The following is a 19,925-nucleotide window of genomic DNA, read 5'->3' as shown; positions in this document are numbered from 1 at the left end:
AATCACCGGGGTGTCCCGGACTGCGGGCTCGTCGGAGTCGTGTGCACCCGCGCCGCGGCTCACCAGTTCCGGCTCGTACCGCCGACCCTGACCTGCAGTTTCACGGGGTGGATCGTCGACTCACTCACTAGCCGGCGAAAGCGCACTCGATCTGGCATAGGAACCATTGGCAGTGGCACGCCGCCTGAGGACCTTTGGTTGATCCCTATCACGACTAGAAGGTGTCCGTCCCGGTTTCCCAGTGGGCCTCGCGCTGCCGCTGAGCCGCCTCCTCCAGCTCCACCGGCGTTCGGTAGACCCGGCTGGCGTTCAGCCGTTTCCGACGCTCGCCGCTGAGCGCCTTGTAGGCCGGATGCGGAGGCTGCGCCGCGCAGTACTCCTTGAACAGATCCCGGCGCTCCGGCCAGACCTTGATGACGAACCACCCGAGTGGAACGATGATCAACAGCCAGAGGACCACGAACGGCACGATCAGCAGAAGGAACTCGCCCACGTTGCCCGGGCGCAGTGCACCGAGGTACGTCATCTGGATGGCGTAGAACAACGAGAGCGCCAGCACGGTCAGGGCTGCAATCCATGCCAGGGCGTCGACCTGACGGCGAGCCCAGCGGGGCATTCTTCTGTACTCCGACTTCAGGAAGGCGTCGCGCCGCTGGTGCACTTCGTCAGCCACCTGGATCTTCGAGAGGGCAACCGGCGCCCGGGAGCTGCGGAAGCATTCCAACAGGGCCGCCTCGATGGGATGCTGCGGTTCGTAGGCGGGGTCATTGCCGCGTTCCGTCACCGCCACCAGGCCTTCGGAGCTGACGGTGATCAGTCCGGCGACCAGGAGCGCGGCCGCCGCAGTCGCGTAGATGTCGCCGTCCGAGGGCGACTTCGCCGCGGCGATCGCATGGTAGGGGTCCACGGTCACTTCGGGAAAGTGGCGGGCCGCGCGGCGATCCACGAAGCGGACCAGGAACCAGATGGGCACAAGCACCACGAACACCGCACCAGCCCACGCTGTCACCACGCCGGCCAAAGCGAGCCTTGTCACACCCTCATCGTCGCATCCCGATGTTATGAAGCCCGCCGTACGCGTCGGACCAGAAACGCACCGACGAGGACGCGGCCCAGGATCAACGGCCGGGCGAGCCGCGAGGCATCTCACCGAAGCGGTTCGGGTACGGGTTGTCTGCGCCAGCCGAGACCTGGCCGGTGACGACCTGTACCTATTCATGCTGGCCGTGTACGAAGCGATGACGAACGTCGCCCGCCACGGCGGCGGCCACGGTCAACTGTTGCTCTGGCGGCACGCCGACCATCTGTGGTGCGAAATCACCGACCACGGTCCCGGTATTCCCGATACCTACCTACCGCCCCGTTCACCCGGCACCAGCCGGCTCGACCAGCATGGGTTGTGGCTCATCAGGCGGGCCTGCACCAGTTGCAAGGTGACCACCGACGCCACCGGCACCCGTCTGCTGCTCGGCTACCGCCTCACCATCGACTCGTCATCAGCACAATGCCGGATCTGAGCCATTCTGAGCCTTGTCGCCCCGGCTGTCAGACAACCGGGGCAACACCACTCTCGAGGGTGAATCACACGATCCCCTGATCATGACCCGCACAACACCACAGCACCACAGCACACCGCACCGGGAGAGGAAATGATCTCGGTATCGCCTGGCCACGGCTCTCGGTCCCGGTCGCGCTCGATCGCCGGTGACCGGACAGCAAAACCGGAACATCCTGTCATCCGGTCGCCGTACGCCGACACATCAATGCCGGGTAAGGCCTCGACCACCCTAGAATGCAAGGCGCGGTTTCGTTTCACGAACCGCTGCCCCGGACCCTGGCATGCGACGAGCAGCCAAGGCGGAACCATGCCCCCAGACTCCGACGGCGCGTACCAAATTCGCGAAGCGGGCCGCACCATTGCCGCGTCCGCCTCCCCCGTGGACACGGCCACACTGATCACCATTTCCGACACCTGGCACCCCTCCGGCATTCTTACCGTCACGGTGACCGGGGATCTCGACTTCGGCACCGCGTCCACCTTCTACCGGCAGATCTGTGGCCTCATCGATGGCCAATACGGCGGCGGCGTGGAACTGGATTTCTCCTGTCTCGACTTCTGTGACCTCGCCGGATGGCGCGCCGTCCACGCGGTGGCCGAGACCGCCGCCGAAATGGGGTACCAAACTCGTATCACAGCAGCGGCATCATGCCTCGACGTAGTGCTACGGCTATGCCACATTCCTGTGTTCCTGGGTTACACGCCGCCACAGAAGGCGTTGTGCCCGCGGCCTGCTCCGGCTGGGGGGTGCTGAGGCCGGAACAGTCAGTCCTAGCACACTCTCAACGCCGTAGGGCGAGACCGAAACTCGGTTCAGGCCGCAGCAGCGATTCCTTTGATGACGCCTACCGGTAGTCGCTTCCGGGCTTTCCGGCCCGCCGGATGTTCGAGGAAGTCGAGGAGGCGGCGTGGTTTTTCGGAGCTCCGAGAGGTAGGGGCTTTACTCGTCTCCAGCCGCGCGCTGAAGCGGACCACGACCGGATGGTCTCGGAGTGGCAACGAGAATGCATCGACGTCCGCATGCCGAGCGGCAGGCGGATCACGACGATGCCGTGTTGTTCGAGGACGTCGACGACATTGCTGATCGGCCTGAGCCCGCTTATCGGGAGATGTGGGATGTTCCCGACCGGCACGTGACGCGTGCTCGGCCAAGTCGTGCGCCACGTGGGCGATCGCTCGAGCTCGTCGCCGGTCGGCGATCGCGGCGCGGCGTAACGATCGGAAGAAGCCCTCGTGAGTCTCAGCGATCGGCTGTGTGAAGAACGCCGGCGGCACGTCGAGCACGGGCGGCCACAAAGCCAAGGAGGCCCTGTTCGAAGCCCTCATCGAAGACATCGAGATACAAGCCGACGACAGCGTCATCCCACGCTTCCGCATTCCCCCGCCGGCAACGGCCAAGGGCTGACCCTAGAGCCAGCCCTTGATCAACTACCCGCCAGCAGTACGGTTCGCGTACTGCCACATAGGGTGGAGCTGAGGGGACTCGAACCCCTGACCCCCACACTGCCAGTGTGGTGCGCTACCAGCTGCGCCACAGCCCCTTGCAAGCGCCTTGGGTCGCCCCAGGCACCTACGGAATAGTACACACCCGCCCACCGCGACCGTGGGAGGGGGCTCCGGTCAGTTCAGCGACACGTCCGGGGGGAAGTGGGCCACCGCGGCCAGGATGTCGCCCTGGCGGCGCAGGACCATGGCCCACAGGTCGTCCGGACGGGTGACGAACGGGTCGCCGGGCAGGGCGTCGAAGACGAACCACGAACCGGACGAGATCTCGTCTTCCAGCTGGCCCGGGGACCAGCCCGAGTACCCCGCGAAGACCCTTATTCCGGACACGCTGTCGCGAAGGCGGTCGGGGTCCGCGGACAGGTCGACCGTGCCGAGGGCGCCGGCCACCTGGTGGAAGCCGGAGACTCTCTTCTTGATCTCGGGGCGGGTGCGGGCCAGGCAGATCGCGGACTCCGGCTGGACCGGGCCGCCCTCGAAGAGCACCGCCGGGTCGCCGGCCAGCTCACCCCAGTTGCCCAGCACGTCGGACACCGGGACCTCGGTCGCCCGGTTGAGCACGACGCCGAGGGCGCCGCCGGTCTCGTGCGCGACGAGCAGGACCACCGTACGGTCGAAGTTGGGGTCCTTGAGGGTCGGAGTCGCGACCAACAGCTGGCCGGTCATCGACTCCATCGACCGCCCTCCGATCCGTGCGCCCTCGCTATACACGATGCCTCCGGGAAGCACCCGTGGCCGACAGCCACGCCCGAGCCGCCATGTGCACGACACCGTGCGATGGGAGAGCGAGCAACGCCATGCATCGCACCATAGCTTGCGGTTCCGGCCACCGATAAGGTCTGCGCATGAACCATCCACCCGCAGCGGCAGAGATCGGTGTGATCGGCGGATCCGGCCTTTACGCACTGCTCGAGGATGCTCACGAAGTCGACGTGTCCACGCCCTACGGTGCGCCGTCGGACCGCATCACGATCGCCGAGGTGGGTGGGCGCCGGGTGGCGTTCCTGCCGCGACATGGCCGGGACCACCGTTTCCCGCCGCACCGGATCCCCTATCGGGCGAATCTGTGGGCGCTGCGGTCGCTCGGCGTGCGCCAGATCGTCGCGCCGTGCGCGGTCGGTGGCCTGCGGCCCGACCTCGGTCCGGGGACCTTTGTGGTGCCAGATCAACTGATCGACCGTACGAGTGGGCGCGCGCAGACGTACTACGAGCAGGGCGCCGTGCACGTGTCGTTCGCGGACCCGTACTGCCCGAGCGGGCGGGAGGCAGTGCTCGCCGCGGCGGCGCCGGTGCACGCGGTGGACGGCGGCACGATGGTGGTGATCGAGGGCCCGCGGTTCTCGACCAGGGCCGAGTCGCGCTGGTTCACCGCGATCGGCGGTTCGATCGTGAACATGACCGGCCACCCGGAGGCCGTGCTGGCCCGCGAGCTGGCCCTCTGCTACACGGCGATCGCCCTGGTCACCGACCTGGACGCGGGCGTCGAGGGCGACCACGGCGTGACCCAGGACGAGGTCTTCAAGGTGTTCGCGGACAACACCGCCCGGCTGCGGGAGGTCTTGCTGGACGCGGTGACTCGGCTGCCCACCGAGCGCACGTGCCCGTGCCAACACGCCCTGGACGGCATCAAGCTGCCGATCGACCTGCCCTAGAGCGGTCACGCCGCGGTCGTCAGCGCGGTCAGGACCGGATGAAGGCCAGCAGGTCGGCGTTGATGGTGTCGGCCTGGGTGGTGGGCATGCCGTGCGGGAAACCGGCATAGGTCTTCAGCGTGCCGTTCCGAACCAGTTTCGCGGAGAGCGGAGCGGAGTCCGCAAAGGGCACGATCTGGTCGTCGTCGCCGTGCATGACCAGCACCGGGACGGTGATCGACTTGAGGTCCTCGGTGAAGTCGGTCTGTGAGAAGGCGACGATGCCGTCGTAGTGCGCCTTCGCGCCGCCCATCATGCCCTGGCGCCACCAGTTCTCGATGATCGCCTCGGAGGACTCCACGCCGTCGCGGTTGAAGCCGTAGAACGGCCCGGACGGCAGCGCGCGATAGAACTCGGAGCGGTTGGCCGCGAGCTGGGCCTGAAGCCCGTCGAAGACGCTCTTGGGCAGGCCGCCGGGGTTGGCCTCGGTCTGCACCATGATCGGCGGCACGGCGCTGATCAGCACCGCCTTGGCGACTCGGCTCTCGCCGTGCCGGCCGATGTAGTGCGCCACCTCGCCGCCGCCGGTGGAGTGCCCGACGTGCACCGCGTCGCGCAGGTCGAGGTGGGCGGTCAGCTCGGCCAGGTCGTCGGCGTAGTGATCCATGTCGTGGCCGTCAGAGGTCTGCGTGGACCGCCCATGCCCGCGCCGATCGTGCGCGATCACCCGATAACCGTGCTGCAGGAAGAACAGCATCTGGGTGTCCCAGTCGTCGGCCGACAGCGGCCACCCATGGCTGAACACGATCGGCTGCCCCGAACCCCAGTCCTTGAAGAAGATCTCCGTGCCGTCCTTGGTGGTGATCGTTCCCATGCCGCGCCTCCAGAAATCTTGGACTCGTCTCCGACCGTAGGCCTGTGCCGACATCGCGCGCGAGGGATTCGACGTGAGAGCCCGGCCATAGAATGCGTAACAGCATGCATCTGTCAGGAGGCAGACCGTGGGGAATCTGCTCATCTCGGTCCTGGGGACCGCCGTGCTGGCCATCGTGTTCCACGCCTGGGTCCGCCGAGCAGCGGACCGCCGGAACAGCGCCCTCGATGCCTGGGCAGCCACCGCCGGCTTCACATTGAGCGACGTGCCGGGCCCGGGCAGCGAGTGCAGCCTGCACGGCGAGCATGAGGGCTACGAGATCGTCCTCGACTGGCGCGAAGTGGACGAGGAAGCGGTCACCATCTGCCGCGTCACGCTCGCCACCGACCAGCCGAGGTCCGAGCTCAGACGTCGGGTCTTCGCGAAACGCCACAACGGCATCGACCGGCTTCCCCCGGCCGCCTTCCAGGCGTTGAGCAGCTCGACGATCGACGCCTTGACCGTGACCGGCCGGCACCTGACCGCCACGACGGCCTGGCTGGATTCGACCCGGCTGCCCCGGTTCCTCGACCAGCTGACCACGATCTGCAAGGCGATCGACGGCGCCCGCGACACGGCCGCTCATTGACCTCGAGGTCCACGATGGACCGATGAGCGTCCCCGACCCGGTGCGTGACGCGGCAGCCGGCCTCGGCGATTGCCGAGGCGCCGAGCAGACGGTCAACGAGCACGACCCAGGCCCGTGGGTGACGCTGCGAATCTCCGCCCCACTCTTCTTCCTCGGCCTGGCCGCCCTGCCCTGGCACCTGCCCGCCGGCACAACGCTCATGCTGCTGGCGATCACCACCGCAACAATCGCCTGGCGCCGCCCAACACCGCCGCCTACACCCTCTACTGCTACGACCGCGGCCTGGTGCGCCACCGCCCCGGCACCATCGACACTTTCCTCTGGTCGGCGCTGGTCCCCCAAGCGAAGATCCAACAAAGCAAGGAAAGCCCGACAGCAGACGAGCGCACGATCCCCTGGCTGCGCCTGCGAACCCCCCAAGGCCGCTCCGTCGCCTACCTAACCGGCGACGCCGCAACCAGAATCAACACCCACCTGAAAAGGACCTAAGCCCCGACACCGGCAGCTCACCCCGGCCGACGGGCCCTGCACTTGACAACCAAAATCTATCTATAGATAGTTTGTGAGACCGAAGATTTGCATGTCCGAACCGACGCGCCCGGCGCCGGGCGGATCGGAGTCAGGGCACCAATCCCTGGAGGAAGCTTGATGACAGTAGAGATCAGCGATGACGCGTTCGAGAAGATCACGTTCGCTGCAAAGATCGCGGGCGTCAGCGTGGCGGTTGCCGTCGATCGGCTGGTGGCGGCATCAACTGTTCAACCGAAACAGGCCACCCCACTCACGTCCACTCCGACGACCGGCACGGACGAGATCGCGGTCCATGTGGTCTATCGCCGAAATAGGGTGTCCGGCTTCCTGAATCTGGAAACTGAACGCCTCCGCATCACCGATGCGCCTAAGGCCGACCTGATCAAGACTTTTCCGAGCCCGAGCAACGCCGCAGTCGAGGTCGTACGAAGCCTGAATCCCGCCCGGCAACATCCAGAGACGAACGGGTGGCGCTTCTTCAACGGCACCGATGGGCAGCCGATCGACCGCCACCGGCGAGGCCGGCCTTAGTCGGCCCCACGCAGAACTGTGGCGCCTGCCCTCGATGGTCGGCGCCACAGTTCGTCGCGCGGATGGTGAAGACGAGATGATGCTCGTCGGTCATCCGCCGGGACCAATAACCGGCGAGGTTCTCGATCAGACGCTCGGGCCTGCCGATCCCCTGCCCCGGTCGCGCAGATCCCCAGGTCTCCAGGCACGGCCCACCCCCCAAGCTGGGCCACGCATGACAACCTCAACCACCAAAAAACGGTGACCGCCCCCAAAGGGAGCGGCCACCGTAACGTGGGGCCTCCGGGGGTCGCCCCCGGAACTAGCAGCGTGGAGGTGCCGGGAATCGAACCCGGGTCCTTCGTTGTTTTGTCAGGGCTTCTCCGAGCGCAGCTCACTATGCCTCTACTCGGCCCCACCAATCACATGAGCAAGTTGGTGTGACGGGCCCAGTCGCTGATTAATCTCGCCTAACGGACCCCGCGACCGGGTCCGATCGGCCAACCTCCTAGCTGATGGCGGTTACTGGGCCGGAGGTACTCCCAGACCACCAGACTCCGCTACTTGCCTCAGGCGGCGAGAGCGTAAGAGTCAGCGCTATCCTGCTTGGCGCTTATTGTTTTCCGACGACCGATTCTCGAGACGACGTCGGCTTCCTCGGCTCGCTTCCCCTGTCTCCACGGACGAAGTCGAAACCAGTCACCCCCTCGTTGTGCCCGCTCGCGCGGACGATGCCCGCACTGCGCGGACCCCTTAGCTTAACGCGTCACCGGGGAAGGATCATCCCGGTATCCCTCGCGTGCTGACCTCGCACGTCCGCGAGCCGACGCGGCAGGTGATCGGGCCCATCTGGCCGCGCACCGCGCCGGAGAAGCGGAAGGTGACTGTTTCGTCCGGCGACAGCGACGGTCCGCTGAAGGTCACCGTGTCACCGGAGACCGCGAACTCGGCGCCGCCCACCGAGGTGACGCGCACGCCGGGCGCCACGAGCACGACGGTCCACGGCGCTGTGCTCGTACCCTGATTTGCCACCACGACCACACCGCGCACCGAGCCGCGCCGCCCGGCCGAGGCGAACATCCGGGCCGCGAGGTCCGGCGCAGCCGCCGGCGATTTCGACGAGGCCGCCGAGGGCTTGCGGGACGGCGTCCGGCGGGTCACCGGCGTGCGGGACAGGGACGGGGACGCGGAGGGTGAGGCGGAGAGAGACGGCGACGGCGACGGGGACGACGCCGGGGTGGCGAGCGCCGGCATCACCATCAAAGCCGGACCCGGGTCGGGCGCGGCGGTGAGCCGCGCGACCACGCCGGAGACACCGATGCAGACCACCACCAACGCGACGACCAGCACATTTCGATGCCGCGACAGGAACGCCATGGCGTCAGACCTTAGTGATCACTCCATGCCTTTGCTACGGCGGCCCACGGCTTTCGCGATCTCCCGCTGCGCGTCACGGGCGGCCAGGTCCTGCCGCTTGTCGTAGCTCTTCTTGCCCTTGGCCAGGCCGAGCTCGACCTTCGCGTACCCATTGTTGAAATAGACCGAGAGTGGCACCAGGGTGACGCCGTCGTCGCGCAGCTTGCCCTGCAGTTTGTGGATCTCCTCGCGGTTGAGCAGCAGCTTGCGCACCCGGCGCGGTTCGTGATTGGTCCAGGTGCCCTGCGTGTACTCCGGGATGTGCATCCCGTGCAGGAAGATCTCGCCGTTGTTCTCGTGGCCGAACGCGTCGACCAGCGACGCCCGCCCGGCCCGCAGCGACTTCACCTCGGTGCCGGTGAGCATCATGCCGGCCTCGTAGGTGTCGATGATGGTGTAGTCGTGCCGCGCCTTGCGGTTGGAGGCCACGACCTTGCGCCCCTGTTCGCGCGGCATGCCTGACTCATCTCCTGAAGAGGACGGGGTTGAAGACCCAAACCTAACAGAGGCAGGAAGGGAGATATTTCAAGGGATTCTTCGGTACGCCGTTGATGCGCGTCTCGAAATGCAGATGGGCGCCGGTGGACGCGCCGGTGGACCCGACCCGCCCGATCACCTCGCCGCGGCGCACGAACTCGCCCACGTACACGCCGATCTTGGATTGGTGTCCGTAGCAGGTGGAGAACCTGTCGCCGTGGCTGATGCACGTGTAGTTGCCGTAGCCACCGCTCCAGCCGGCCCGGATCACCCGCCCGTCGGCCGCCGCGTGGATCGGTGAGCCGCCGCCGGCCGCGATGTCGACGCCGGCGTGCAGCTGCCAGACGCGGTAGTACGGGTCGAAACGCGCGCCGAAGTCGCTGGACTTCCATCCGTGCACCGGCATCAGCAGCATTCCGCCCCGATAGGTGCCGCGGTAGGAGCCGCTGCCGCCCTGCTTGGTCTCCCAGGCCTGCAGAGCCGCCACCACGCGCTGCTCCTCGTCCTGCGCGGCGCGATATCTGGCCAGCACCGTGGCCCGCTGGGTGCTGGCGACCCGCAGCGCCGCGGCCCGGCTGTTGGCCAGCGTGATCACCGCGAGCTGGGCGTCCTTGGCCGCCTCCTCGGCGTCGCGGGCGATGGCCAGCTTGTCGGTGGCCTCCCGCTCGGCGGCCTCGGCGGCACGCTTGGCGAGCCCGGCCCGGTCCTGTTGGGTACGCGCGGCCCGCCGGGCCGCCACGACCTCGTCGACACTCTCCTGCTGCTTCTGCATGACCTGGTCGACCAGGCCCATCCGGTCCATGATGTCCTGCGGCCCGGTGGCGCCGACCAGCACGTTGATCGCGGCGATGTTGCCGCCCATGTAGCTGGCCGAGGCGATCTCGTCGACCCGGTCACGGGCCTGGGCGACCTGGTCCTGGACCTTCTCGAACTGGCCGGCGGTCTTCTCCCAGGAGGCGCGGGCGGCGTCGGCCTTGCGGCGGGCGGTGTTCGCCTCGACCCGGGCGGCGGCGACGAGGCCGCGCGCGGTGGCCACCTTCTGGCGGGCGGCGGGCAGCGCGGCGGTGGCGGCTTCGAGCCTGCGGGCGGCGCCACGGGCGACCTCGGTGGCGTCCTCGAGGACCGCTTCGGCCTTGTCCACGGCGCGCGCGGCACGCTTCGCGTCGTCCTGGGGATCGGCGGCTGCCGGGGCCGGCCCGAAGAGCGAGAGCACGGCGGCACAGGTCACGATCAACAGGCAGGAAACCCGGCTATGTCGTCTGGACCCCACATCCGCACCGTACTCCGGCTATCCGCCCCAATGACGTAAAACGCCCAATAGCCGCGTCCCGGCCCGGGATGCGGCTATTGGGAAGGCTGTTACCGCAGCTAGACGCGCAGGTAGAAGCGCAGGGTGATCCACGCGGTGATCGCGCTGACCAGTGAGCCCACGCCGGCAAGGAGGGGCAGCATCAGCCACACGTTGCTGTTCGGGATCGGGGTCAGCACGTTCGTCAGCGCCTGCAATCGGCCGTCGAGCAGCACCACCTTGCTGACGAACAGGAAGATGAAGCCCAGTGTCGAGCCGATCAGGCCGGCCACCACCGCCTCGAGCACGAACGGCGCCTGGATGAACCAGTTCGAGGCTCCGACGAGCTTCATCACCGCCACTTCTCGGCGTTTGCTATAGGCCGCGACCTGGATGGTGTTGCCAACCAGCAGCAACGCGGCCAAGGCCATCACCCCAGCCACCACGAGGGCCATCACCTGGACCGAGTTGAAGATGTCGAAGACTTTCTTGAGCAACTCGCGCTGGTCGACGATGTCCTGGATGCCCTGCAGCCCCTGCATCTGCTCGTTGAAGGTGGCGTACTTCTCCGGGTCCTTCAGCTTGACCCGGAACGACTCGGGCAGGCTGTCCGGGCCGACCGACTTGATGAAGTCGGGCGAGTCACGCCAGAGCACCTTGAACTTCTCGAACGCCTGGGCCCGCGACTCGTACGTCTGCGACTCGGTCAGCGGGTTCGCGTCGATCGCCTGGTTGATGGCGGTGCGCTGCGCCTCGGTGACGTCCTCCCGGAGGAAGATCGAGACCTCGATCTCGCCGTAGTAGAAGTCCTTCATCCGGTCGACCTGCATGTAGAGCAGGATGCTCGCGCCCAGCATCGTCAACGAGACCGACATGGTGATGATCATGGCGATGGTCATGGTGACGTTGCGCCACAGACCGACCAGGACCTCGTTGAGGACGTATTTCAAACGCATCGGGGGGTTCCTTCCGGGACCTCGCGTCTAGCTGAAGATCAGGGGACGGGGACTGTCAGCCGTAGACGCCGCGCGCCTGGTCGCGGACGATTCGCCCGCTCTCGATCTCGATGACCCGGCGACGCATCTGGTTCACGATGTTGGAGTCGTGGGTGACCATCACGACCGTCGTGCCGGTGCGGTTGATCCGGTCCAGCAGCCGCATGATCTCGATGGAGGTGTCCGGGTCGAGGTTTCCGGTGGGCTCGTCGGCCAGCAGGATCAGCGGCCGGTTGACGAACGCCCGGGCCACCGCGACACGCTGCTGCTCACCGCCGGAGAGCTCGTGCGGGTAGCGGTGCTCCTTGCCACCCAGGCCGACCAGCTCGAGCACCTCGGGGACGACCCGGCGCGCCACGGCCTTGGTCTTGCCGATCACTTCGAGGGCGAAAGCCACGTTCTCGTACGCCGTCCGGTTCGGCAGCAGCCGGAAGTCCTGGAAGACGCAGCCGATCGAGCGGCGGAAGTGCGGGATCTTCCAGGACCGCAGGGAGGTGACGTCCTTCGCGTTGACCGTCACGGTGCCGCGACTCGGGGCGACCTCATGCAGCAGGAGCTTGATGATGGTCGACTTGCCGGAACCGGAGGGGCCGATGAAGAAGACGAACTCACCCTTCTCGATACCGACGTTGACATCGTCCAACGACGGCCGAGACGCCTTCGGATACGTCTTCGTCACGTTCTCGAGCTGAATCACGGGAGTGGAGTCTACGCGGTGTAACGGAAACGCCAAGTCGGCTGGTCCGCATCATGTGCACCAGCACACCCCGAGGTGAGGCTCGCTCACTCCGCGAGCTGCGTCTGCTTCCGCCACCGGATGCCCGCCTGGATGAACAGATCGAGGTCGCCGTCGAAGACCGACGACGGGTTTCCGACCTCGTACTCGGTGCGGAGATCCTTGACCATTTGGTACGGATGCAGCACGTAGGAGCGCATTTGATCACCCCAGGAACCGGTGGTGTCGTGCTTGAGGCCGGCCATCTTGGCCTCCTCCTCCTGGCGCTTGCGCTCGAGCAGCCGCGCCTGCAGCACCCGCATCGCGGAGGCCTTGTTCTGCAGCTGTGACTTCTCGTTCTGACACGTCACGACGATGCCGGTGGGGATGTGCGTCAGGCGCACCGCGGAGTCGGTGGTGTTAACGCTCTGTCCACCAGGCCCCGACGACCGGTACACGTCGATGCGGATTTCGTTCTCCGGGATGTCGATGTGGTCGGTCTGCGCGACCACCGGCATCACCTCGACGCCGGCGAAGCTGGTCTGCCGGCGACCCTGGTTGTCGAACGGGCTGATCCGGACCAGCCGGTGGGTGCCCGACTCGACGCTGAGCGTCCCGTAGGCATAGGGCACCTTGACCGCGAAGGTCGCCGACTTGAGGCCGGCCTCCTCGGCGTACGACGTCTCGTAGACCTCGGTCGGGTAGCCGTGGCGCTCGGCCCAGCGCAGGTACATCCGCATCAGCATCTCGGCGAAGTCGGCGGCGTCCACGCCACCGGCGCCGGCCCGGATGGCCACCACGGCCTCACGGGAGTCGTATTCACCGGAGAGGAGAGTGCGGACCTCCATCTCCTCGATGGCCTTGTGCAACGCGGTGATCTCGGTGCCGACCTCGGCGATCGAGCCCTCGTCGCCCTCCGCCACGGCCATCTCGAGCAGCAGCCCGGCGTCGTCGAGGCGGGTGCGCAGCTTTTCCATCCGGGCGATCTCACCGGACACGTATGACAGGCGGGAGTTGACCTCCTGCGCCCGGGCCTGGTCGTCCCAGAGGTCGGGGGCCGAGGCCTGCTCCTCGAGCTCCGCCTTGTTCCGCCGCAGCTTGTCGACGTCCAGGACGTTCTCGATGTTGCGCAGGGTGGCGTCGAGGGCTTTGAGCTGTTCGGGGAATTCGGCTGCACTCACAACGGTCAAGACTACGCCGCCCGGCCGTTCGACCGGCCGGGCGGCTCCTGGACGACTTACTCGGCGGGTGCGACCTTGAGCCAGTTCAGCGCGGCCTTGTGGTACGCCACGGCGAACTCGAGGGCGGCGGCGCCATAGGCGTCCCCCGCCTTCTTGGCTTCCTTGGCCTGCTCGCGGGCCATGGCCAGAGCCTCCGAATGGTATTCGTTGGCGCCGGTGTAGAGCGTCTTCAGCTGGTTGCTCGAATGCTGCTGGCCGAAGGCGACCCGCAACGCGACCGGGTTTCGGATCGCGTCACGACCTGGGGACTCGGCGAGCCACCGGCTGAAGGCACGCTTGCCGGCGGCGGTGATGGCATAGGGCTGGCTGGACCGTGGCCCCGGCTTGCCGAGTCGGACGTATCCCATCTCGGCGAGCACGGGTAGTTCGCGGTAGACCTGGCTCCGCGTCATCGACCAGTAGGGCCCGAGGCGGCGTTCCGCGGCCGCCATGAGCTGTCCACCGGTCATCGGGCCTTCGTGGAGCAGGCCCAGAAGGGCGGCAGCTGTTGGGTTGATTTGAGAGTCGGGCATGGCTTCTAAGCTGCCACTTTGTTCGCTCGACGTCCAGGATTTCGCCCGATCCGTCCATTTTGCGTCTCCACATGCGACTGTCCCGCACAGACAGTCCGACCACGAGGGTCGTGACCGGGCGTTTTACCCATGTGGATCAGTGTCACGCGATAAGATGGCACACTGAATCGCCCAGACGGCGTTCGCGGTGAGCAACCCTAACAAAATGGGCGGAGCCGCCACGTTGCTGATTCGCGAATTAACGCAGCGGCTCCTATAGCGGACAATCACCCCATGTGGGGGTAGCGCCATTCGACCGGCGGTTCGAAGGTCTCCTTCATCGTTCGGGGCGAGACCCACCGATACAGGTTCAAGACGGACCCTGCCTTGTCGTTGGTCCCGCTCCCCCGGGCGCCGCCGAAGGGCTGCTGACCGACCACCGCGCCGGTCGGCTTGTCGTTGAGATAAAAGTTGCCGGCCGCGAAGCGCAGGGCTCCGGCCGCCCCGTCCAGCACCCGCCGGTCGGTCGCGAAGATCGATCCGGTCAGTGCGTAGGGCGACACCGACTCCGCCTGCGCCATCGCCGCCTCGAAGTCACCGTCCTCGTAGACGTGGACGCCCAGGATCGGTCCGAAGAACTCGGTCGTGAAGATCTCATGTGTCGGGTCGGTCGACTCGACCAGCGTCGGCGCGACGAACCAGCCCTCGCTGTCGTCCGCGGTGCCGCCGGCCAGCACCGTGCACGATGCGCTGTTCTTGATCCGGTCCAGCGCCGCCGCGTGCTTGGCGAACGCGCGGCCGTCGATCACCGCACCGCCGAAGGTGGAGAGCTCGGTGACATCCCCGTACCGGATGGAGGCGACCGTGGCCGCGAGCCGATCGCGCAGGCCGCCCTCCCAGATGGACCGCGGAATGTAGGCCCGCGAGGCGGCACTGCACTTCTGTCCCTGGTATTCATAGGCGCCCCGGACCAGAGCGGTGTGCAGGGCGTCCACGTCGGCGCTCGGGTGCGCGAAGACGAAGTCCTTGCCGCCGGTCTCGCCGACCAGCCGCGGATAGGACCGGTAGCGCTCGATGTTGCTGCCGACCTCCTTCCACAGGTGCCGGAAGGTGGCGGTGGAGCCGGTGAAGTGGATGCCGGCCAGGTGCGGGTCGGCGAGCACCACGTCGGACACCGCGAGCCCGTCGCCGGTGAGCAGGTTGATCACGCCGGGCGGCAGGCCGGCCGCCTCGAACAGCCGCATCGTGTAGTGCGCGGAGAGCTGCTGGGTGGGCGACGGCTTCCAGATCACCGTGTTGCCCATCAGGGCCGGCGCGGAGGGCAGGTTGCCGGCGATGGCGGTGAAGTTGAACGGCGTGATCGCATAGACGAAACCCTCGAGCGGGCGGTGGTCGAAGCGGTTCCACACGCCCGGCGACGACTGCGGCTGCTCGGCGAGGATCTGCTCACCGAAGGCGGCGTTGAAGCGCAGGAAGTCGATCAGCTCGCAGGCCGCGTCGATCTCCGCCTGGTAGCAGGACTTCGACTGGCCCAGGATGGTGGCCGCGTTGAGCGTGTCGCGCCAGCCGCCGGCCAGCATCTCGGCGGCGCGCAGGAAGACCGCGGCGCGCTCGGCATAGGGCAGTGCCCGCCACTCCGGCGCGGCGCTCTTGGCGGCGGCGACCGCGGCAGCCGCGTCGGCCTTGGACGCGTTGCCCATCTGCCCGAGCACCTCGTGCCGGCGGTGCGGCTGCACGACCTCGATCGGCTCGCCGCCGGCCATCGCCTGGCGGCCGCCGATGGTCATGGTCAGGTCGAGGCGTTCGCCCTTCATCGCGTCGACCCGCGCCTGCAGAGTGGCCCGCTCGGGGCTGCCGGGGGCATAACCGCGAACCGGTTCGTTCCGTGGCGTGGGCACGGTGGTCTGGGCGTCCATCTCGGGTTCTCCTCATCTCCTTGTGGGATCGCTTCATCCTCGCACCGGCCGATCTCCGGTGCCGCGTACCCTGACCCCCATGAGCACGCAGGAGGAGACAACCGTCACGGCCGAGCGTGCCTGGTTCTCCGCCCTCCCGCTCGCCTTCGCCGGTTTGCTGTGGATGGCGGGCCTGCTGTGGTCCGCGCGGGCCACCATCACCGGCCGCTCGGACGCCGCGATGGAGGTCACCTCGACGGCCTATGCGCTGCCCGGCGCGGTCTCGGCCAGCCTGGTCGCGGGGGCCTCGGTGGCGCTCGCGGTGGTCACCTCGCTCGCTCGCCGGCGCGCCGCCGGCGCGACCCTCCGCTTCGCGATCGCCACCGGCACGGGGCTGGTCCTCGGACTTCTGGGCGCGCTCAGCATCATCACGATCAACACCGAGGGCTGGGTGTACGCGGTGGTAGCCGGTTCCGTCGCCGCGGCGGCCACGATCGGCGGCGCCCTGGCCGGGTTGCGGGCGCCTCGGGTGCTGGCCGCGATCTGCTGGGCCGCGATCACCGTGTTCCTCGTCGGTGTCCTGCTGACCTTCGCGCAGGACGTGCTGTTCGGCATGTTCGGCGCGGGCGACTCGGCAGCCTCCCAGGTGGGCGCGGCGAACTGGTACTCGCTGACCCAATCCCTGCTCAGCGGCCTGGCCGCGGGCCTGGTGGTGTTCTTCGCGCTGCGCCGTGATGGCCTCGCGTGGCCCTGGTTCGCGCTGGCCGGCGCCGGGCCGGGCCTGCTGCTGATGATCGGCGAACTGCTCACCCGCACCGCCGGCGCCCGGGTCCTCGAGCTGGCCGGCAAGGTGAGCGAGCTCGAGCTGACCGTGCAGCAGATGCTCAGCGGATCCCGGCTGAACAGCGCGCTGATCGTCCTGTTCGTCGGCGCGATCACCGCGATCATCGCGGTCGGCCGCACCCTCGAGCCGCGCGCCGAGTCCGCGGACGACGACGACGCGGATCAGCGCTTGTCGGAGTGACCCAGGTCGCGGTCGGGCGCCACGCGATCGCGCACCAGGCGCTTCAGCTCGGCCAGCTCCGGAAAGCCACTCTCCTTGCGGGACCAGATGGTCTCGCCGTCCAGCCGGATCTCGAAGATCCCGCCGATCCCCGGCACCAGCGCGACCTCGCCCAGGTCACGGGTGAACGTGGTGAGCAGCTCCTGCGCGGTCCAGGCGGCGCGCATCAGCCAGCGGCACTGGGTGCAATATTCGATCTCCAACCGCGGCGCTCGCATCGCTGCATTCTGCCAGCGTCGTGCGGTCCGGCTACCCGCTGCCTGCCGCAATCGGTCCTTGATCACGCTCCGGGCCGGGCGTCGAATGGCCTCATGACCATTCCGCTCTTCCACCAGATCCGCGGCATGACCCACGCACGTGGGGCTTGGATGAGCGTGGGTTAGGGCAGCTCGTCGAGTTCGGAGACGGCGTACCAGGCCAGCTCGTGATCCTCGGCGCTGTCGACGGTGAACTGGGCGTCCGGGTCGCCGGCCAGCGCCTCCTCGACCACGTCGGCGGCGGCCGCGACGTCGTCGGCCGCGTCCTCGTCGTCGATGTGGACGGACGCGATCTCCTTGAGCGACACCGGCTCGGGCAGGCGCACGGTGCTGGAGCCGAGCTCGACGTCATCGCGCTGCAGCGCGGCGGAGGGCACGTCGGCCGCGATCACCACGCGGCGGCGGGGCGCGGCGGGATCGTGTCGCAGCAGCTGCAGGGCGGCCTGGGCGGCACGGGTGAAGGCGACGTATTCCAGCTCCTCCTCGTCGCCCTCCGCGTACCACTCACGCAGCGCCGGGGTCACCGCGTGGGCGACCACCGGGCCGGCGCCGAGGCGGCCGTCGGCGCGCAGCGTCGTCAGCATCGGCACGGTGGCCGGGAGGTAGACGCGAACCAGCTCGGTGATCGGCACGCTGTCATTATCAGCACCCGCAGCTGGGCGCGGTGAGCGGGTCGGCTTCCTGCCGCACCTCACCCGCAGCGGTACGCACCGGAAAGCCCTCGCGAATCCAGTATTCGATGCCGCCCAGCATCTCCCGCACGTCCCGCCCCCGCTCGGCGAGCATCAGCGCCGCCTTCGTCGCCCCGTTGCACCCCGGACCCCAGCAGTACGTCACCACCGGCTCGGGGCCGTCCGGCAGGTCCTTCAGCCGGGTCGCGCCGGGAATGTGGCCCTGCTCCCAGGCGTGGTCGCCGCGGGTGTCCACCAGCACGAAACCGGGTTCGCCGGCTTCCAGAGCGGAGTGCACATCGGAGACGTCGGTCTGGAAGGCGAGGCGGGTGGCGAAGAATTCAGCGGCTTTCATGCGTACCAGATTATGGGCGTGATCTCTTGATTTGCACCGCAGTCGAACGGCGCTTGGCTGTTCTGGGCGAGCATTCCACGTTATTTTGGCGGCATGACCGTGGATCGGACGGACTGGGCACTGCTCGCCGAACTGCAGCGTGACGGGCGGGCAAGTTTCGCCGAGCTGGCACGGGCGGTGTCGATGTCGCCGAGCGCGGTGACCGAGCGGGTGCGGCGGCTCGAGGAGGCCGGGGTGATCGCCGGCTACCGCGCGACGGTGGACCCCGAGCGGGTGGGTTATGGCGTGATGGCGTTCGTGCGGCTGCGCTATCCGACCGGCAACTACCGGCCCTTCCACGCGCTGCTCGACACGACGCCCGAGATCATCGAGGCGCATCACGTGACCGGCGAGGACTGCTTCGTGCTCAAGGTGGTGGCGCGGTCGATGCGGCACCTCGAAGAGGTGAGCGGTCGGATCGCGGGGCTGGGATCGGTGACGACGAGCGTGGTCTATTCGAGCCCGCTGACCGGTCGCGCGATCACGATGGACTAGTCTTGCGTCAAGGTTGGCAGAGCCATCGCAGGCAAACGATGGCAAACTGAAGCGTCGCTCATTCCAGCGCCGTCGTTCTCGGGAGACCTTCGTGGCGGAGTCCAGGTTCATGCTGCTGTCCGACGTGGCGGCCGAGCTGAGCGTGTCGGACTCGCAGGTCTATCACATGGTGCGCAGCGGCGAGCTGCCGGCGATCAAGATCGGTGGGCGCGGCCAGTGGCGCGTCGAGCGGGCCGCGCTGGAGCAATACATCCAGCAGAAGTATGCGGAGACCGCCGACTGGGTCGCCAACAACCCCCTGAACGGACCCGAGCCCGAGTAGGGGCGCGCCCGGTCGATCACCCTCGTGACCCGGCAGCGCCCGCACCGCGCGTGACAGCGCCAGCGCGCGCACCGTCCGATTTCGCGGTGGTGCCGACCAGCGCGCTGAGCACTGACGCCGGCGTGGTGCGGGTGACCGGGCCGGGGCAGAAGGAGTGCGCATGCAACGCAGCGTCGCGGACGCTGCCCGCCGCAGCTACGTGATCCGAACGGCGTTTCATCCCCTTCGTTCCTTCTGGCGCTGGTTATCCACAGGCATTGACCCGACTTTACGCTTCCGGGCAGACTCTCTGTCGTAGGCAAACGAAGGCAAACGCAAGGATTGGGGTGCGAGATGTCGACTGTCGAGGTGGCTCCTCATGGTCCCCGGCCGCCGATCCGGTTGCGGCCCGCGCCGAGGTGCGAGCCGGTGTTCGACGACGAGGCCGGGCCACGGCCGTGGGTGATCGCCGACCAGCTCGCGCTCGAGTGGCCGCAGCCGCCGCCGCAGTGGGGATCGGAAGCGGTGCCCGCGACGCCCGCTCCGGCGGCCGCCCGGCAGGCGGCGATCACCGGCGGCACCGGCGACGCCAAGCTCGCCGTGCGGCGGTTCGTGCACGTGTGCGTCGAGGTGCTCAACGGCTATCGGCCCGCGGCGCACCTGCGGCGACTGGCGGTGCCCAAGGAGGCGGCCGGGGTGGTGCAGCAGGCGGTGCTGGGCGCGGGCAGGGCGGCGGAGCTGCGGCACAGCGGCGGCGTGCCGGGCCGCCGGGTCCGCACGACGAGCCGGCACGATCGCGGTCCGGCCCCGGTCGCGGTCACCCGCCTGCAGTTCTGCGAGCCCCGCCCGGGCGCGGTCGAGGCCGCGGTCCTCCTGGTCACCGGCGACCGCACCTGGGCCATGGCCCTGCGCATGGAGCGCCACCAACAATCCTGGGCCGCCACGGCCCTCCGCCTGATCTGACCAACGGCGGCAAGCGCCCGCCGCCCAA

General features: G+C 68.0%; 26 protein-coding genes, 1 tRNA gene and 1 other RNA gene. 11 read left to right on the top strand and 17 right to left on the bottom strand.

Translation table 11 applies throughout. The features are described from left to right. Positions 1 to 214: 214 nt before the first annotated feature. On the bottom strand, positions 215 to 1,036 hold the full coding sequence (locus ACZ6TI_RS11560; protein WP_465345004.1) for a hypothetical protein: 822 nt from the start codon (positions 1,034 to 1,036) through the stop codon (positions 215 to 217). On the opposite strand from ACZ6TI_RS11560, the gene ACZ6TI_RS11555 reads away from it, so the two are divergent. The 3 genes from ACZ6TI_RS11555 (at position 966) to ACZ6TI_RS11545 (ending at position 2,963) form a co-directional block, all read left to right on the top strand. Then, complete coding sequence (locus tag ACZ6TI_RS11555) at positions 966 to 1,517, top strand: ATP-binding protein (RefSeq protein ID WP_465344912.1); 552 nt, start codon at positions 966 to 968, stop codon at positions 1,515 to 1,517. The genes ACZ6TI_RS11560 and ACZ6TI_RS11555 overlap by 71 nt on opposite strands. 348 nt (positions 1,518 to 1,865) lie before the next feature. Then, positions 1,866 to 2,312: an STAS domain-containing protein gene (locus ACZ6TI_RS11550; protein ID WP_465344911.1), complete on the top strand. Its 447-nt coding sequence runs from the start codon at positions 1,866 to 1,868 to the stop codon at positions 2,310 to 2,312. A gap of 501 nt (positions 2,313 to 2,813) precedes the next feature. Continuing rightward, positions 2,814 to 2,963: a hypothetical protein gene (locus tag ACZ6TI_RS11545; RefSeq protein ID WP_465344910.1), complete on the top strand. Its 150-nt coding sequence runs from the start codon at positions 2,814 to 2,816 to the stop codon at positions 2,961 to 2,963. Positions 2,964 to 3,026: 63 nt separating this feature from the next. On the opposite strand, the gene ACZ6TI_RS11540 is transcribed toward ACZ6TI_RS11545, so the two are convergent. Further along, positions 3,027 to 3,099: transfer RNA gene (locus tag ACZ6TI_RS11540), tRNA-Ala, on the bottom strand. Between the two features lie 79 nt (positions 3,100 to 3,178). Next, a complete protein-coding gene (locus ACZ6TI_RS11535; protein ID WP_465344909.1) occupies positions 3,179 to 3,736 on the bottom strand; it encodes a YqgE/AlgH family protein in 558 nt (185 codons plus the stop codon). A gap of 170 nt (positions 3,737 to 3,906) precedes the next feature. Between ACZ6TI_RS11535 and ACZ6TI_RS11530 the strand changes: the two genes are divergently transcribed. Then, positions 3,907 to 4,713, top strand: coding sequence for an S-methyl-5'-thioadenosine phosphorylase (locus ACZ6TI_RS11530; protein ID WP_465344908.1), 807 nt, complete (start codon positions 3,907 to 3,909; stop codon positions 4,711 to 4,713). A 28-nt stretch (positions 4,714 to 4,741) separates the two neighbouring features. On the opposite strand, the gene ACZ6TI_RS11525 is transcribed toward ACZ6TI_RS11530, so the two are convergent. Further along, positions 4,742 to 5,566, bottom strand: coding sequence for an alpha/beta fold hydrolase (locus ACZ6TI_RS11525; protein WP_465344907.1), 825 nt, complete (start codon positions 5,564 to 5,566; stop codon positions 4,742 to 4,744). Positions 5,567 to 5,693: 127 nt separating this feature from the next. On the opposite strand from ACZ6TI_RS11525, the gene ACZ6TI_RS11520 reads away from it, so the two are divergent. The 3 genes from ACZ6TI_RS11520 to ACZ6TI_RS11510 all read left to right on the top strand — a co-directional run bounded on the left by ACZ6TI_RS11520 (position 5,694) and on the right by ACZ6TI_RS11510 (position 7,256). Beyond that, positions 5,694 to 6,194 (top strand): hypothetical protein, encoded by a 501-nt coding sequence (locus tag ACZ6TI_RS11520; RefSeq protein ID WP_465344906.1) that lies wholly within the window; start codon positions 5,694 to 5,696, stop codon positions 6,192 to 6,194. A gap of 114 nt (positions 6,195 to 6,308) precedes the next feature. Further along, positions 6,309 to 6,683 carry a hypothetical protein gene (locus ACZ6TI_RS11515; RefSeq protein WP_465344905.1) on the top strand — a complete coding sequence of 125 codons (375 nt, stop codon included), beginning with the start codon at positions 6,309 to 6,311 and terminating at the stop codon, positions 6,681 to 6,683. A gap of 159 nt (positions 6,684 to 6,842) precedes the next feature. Next, complete coding sequence (locus ACZ6TI_RS11510) at positions 6,843 to 7,256, top strand: hypothetical protein (protein ID WP_465344904.1); 414 nt, start codon at positions 6,843 to 6,845, stop codon at positions 7,254 to 7,256. Here ACZ6TI_RS11510 and ACZ6TI_RS11505 read toward each other — a convergent pair. From ACZ6TI_RS11505 to pruA, 10 genes are all read right to left on the bottom strand, one after another. Beyond that, positions 7,204 to 7,458, bottom strand: coding sequence for a type II toxin-antitoxin system YoeB family toxin (locus ACZ6TI_RS11505; protein WP_465344903.1), 255 nt, complete (start codon positions 7,456 to 7,458; stop codon positions 7,204 to 7,206). The two genes, ACZ6TI_RS11510 and ACZ6TI_RS11505, sit on opposite strands and share 53 nt — an antisense overlap. A 105-nt stretch (positions 7,459 to 7,563) precedes the next feature. Further along, positions 7,564 to 7,942, bottom strand: a transfer-messenger RNA (tmRNA) gene (ssrA, locus tag ACZ6TI_RS11500). 73 nt (positions 7,943 to 8,015) lie between these two features. Next, complete coding sequence (locus ACZ6TI_RS11495; protein ID WP_465344902.1) at positions 8,016 to 8,612, bottom strand: hypothetical protein; 597 nt, start codon at positions 8,610 to 8,612, stop codon at positions 8,016 to 8,018. Positions 8,613 to 8,630: 18 nt separating this feature from the next. Further along, positions 8,631 to 9,107 (bottom strand): SsrA-binding protein SmpB, encoded by a 477-nt coding sequence (smpB, locus tag ACZ6TI_RS11490; RefSeq protein WP_465344901.1) that lies wholly within the window; start codon positions 9,105 to 9,107, stop codon positions 8,631 to 8,633. A gap of 43 nt (positions 9,108 to 9,150) precedes the next feature. Beyond that, on the bottom strand, positions 9,151 to 10,356 hold the full coding sequence (locus tag ACZ6TI_RS11485) for a peptidoglycan DD-metalloendopeptidase family protein (RefSeq protein WP_465344900.1): 1,206 nt from the start codon (positions 10,354 to 10,356) through the stop codon (positions 9,151 to 9,153). Positions 10,357 to 10,496: 140 nt separating this feature from the next. After that, entirely contained in the window at positions 10,497 to 11,372 is an 876-nt protein-coding gene (gene ftsX / locus ACZ6TI_RS11480) for a permease-like cell division protein FtsX (protein WP_465344899.1), read from the bottom strand. A gap of 55 nt (positions 11,373 to 11,427) precedes the next feature. Further along, complete coding sequence (ftsE, locus tag ACZ6TI_RS11475; protein WP_465344898.1) at positions 11,428 to 12,108, bottom strand: cell division ATP-binding protein FtsE; 681 nt, start codon at positions 12,106 to 12,108, stop codon at positions 11,428 to 11,430. Positions 12,109 to 12,194: 86 nt separating this feature from the next. After that, positions 12,195 to 13,307: a peptide chain release factor 2 gene (gene prfB / locus ACZ6TI_RS11470; RefSeq protein WP_465344897.1), complete on the bottom strand. Its 1,113-nt coding sequence runs from the start codon at positions 13,305 to 13,307 to the stop codon at positions 12,195 to 12,197. 56 nt (positions 13,308 to 13,363) lie between these two features. Then, positions 13,364 to 13,879 carry a PadR family transcriptional regulator gene (locus tag ACZ6TI_RS11465; RefSeq protein ID WP_465344896.1) on the bottom strand — a complete coding sequence of 172 codons (516 nt, stop codon included), beginning with the start codon at positions 13,877 to 13,879 and terminating at the stop codon, positions 13,364 to 13,366. Positions 13,880 to 14,145: 266 nt separating this feature from the next. Beyond that, a complete protein-coding gene (gene pruA, locus ACZ6TI_RS11460) occupies positions 14,146 to 15,774 on the bottom strand; it encodes an L-glutamate gamma-semialdehyde dehydrogenase (protein ID WP_465344895.1) in 1,629 nt (542 codons plus the stop codon). 79 nt (positions 15,775 to 15,853) lie between these two features. Between pruA and ACZ6TI_RS11455 the strand changes: the two genes are divergently transcribed. Next, positions 15,854 to 16,777 (top strand): hypothetical protein, encoded by a 924-nt coding sequence (locus ACZ6TI_RS11455; protein WP_465344894.1) that lies wholly within the window; start codon positions 15,854 to 15,856, stop codon positions 16,775 to 16,777. On the opposite strand, the gene ACZ6TI_RS11450 is transcribed toward ACZ6TI_RS11455, so the two are convergent. The 3 genes from ACZ6TI_RS11450 to ACZ6TI_RS11440 all read right to left on the bottom strand — a co-directional run bounded on the left by ACZ6TI_RS11450 (position 16,759) and on the right by ACZ6TI_RS11440 (position 18,099). Further along, positions 16,759 to 17,034, bottom strand: a complete 276-nt coding sequence (locus ACZ6TI_RS11450) for an Rdx family protein (RefSeq protein WP_465344893.1) — start codon at positions 17,032 to 17,034, stop codon at positions 16,759 to 16,761. The genes ACZ6TI_RS11455 and ACZ6TI_RS11450 overlap by 19 nt on opposite strands. A gap of 161 nt (positions 17,035 to 17,195) precedes the next feature. Further along, a complete protein-coding gene (locus tag ACZ6TI_RS11445) occupies positions 17,196 to 17,705 on the bottom strand; it encodes a DUF6912 family protein (protein ID WP_465344892.1) in 510 nt (169 codons plus the stop codon). A gap of 10 nt (positions 17,706 to 17,715) precedes the next feature. Then, positions 17,716 to 18,099: a rhodanese-like domain-containing protein gene (locus ACZ6TI_RS11440; protein WP_465344891.1), complete on the bottom strand. Its 384-nt coding sequence runs from the start codon at positions 18,097 to 18,099 to the stop codon at positions 17,716 to 17,718. Positions 18,100 to 18,192: 93 nt separating this feature from the next. On the opposite strand from ACZ6TI_RS11440, the gene ACZ6TI_RS11435 reads away from it, so the two are divergent. From ACZ6TI_RS11435 to ACZ6TI_RS11425, 3 genes are all read left to right on the top strand, one after another. Further along, positions 18,193 to 18,633 carry an Lrp/AsnC family transcriptional regulator gene (locus tag ACZ6TI_RS11435; protein ID WP_465344890.1) on the top strand — a complete coding sequence of 147 codons (441 nt, stop codon included), beginning with the start codon at positions 18,193 to 18,195 and terminating at the stop codon, positions 18,631 to 18,633. Positions 18,634 to 18,724: 91 nt separating this feature from the next. Next, a complete protein-coding gene (locus tag ACZ6TI_RS11430) occupies positions 18,725 to 18,955 on the top strand; it encodes a helix-turn-helix transcriptional regulator (RefSeq protein ID WP_465344889.1) in 231 nt (76 codons plus the stop codon). A gap of 408 nt (positions 18,956 to 19,363) precedes the next feature. Further along, complete coding sequence (locus ACZ6TI_RS11425) at positions 19,364 to 19,897, top strand: Rv3235 family protein (RefSeq protein WP_465344888.1); 534 nt, start codon at positions 19,364 to 19,366, stop codon at positions 19,895 to 19,897. The last annotated feature ends 28 nt before the right edge of the window (positions 19,898 to 19,925 follow it).

Source organism: Actinoplanes sp. NPDC051388, assembly GCF_055586225.1.
Note: the sequence above shows the minus strand (reverse complement) of the source record. Positions and strands in the feature narration are given on the sequence as shown.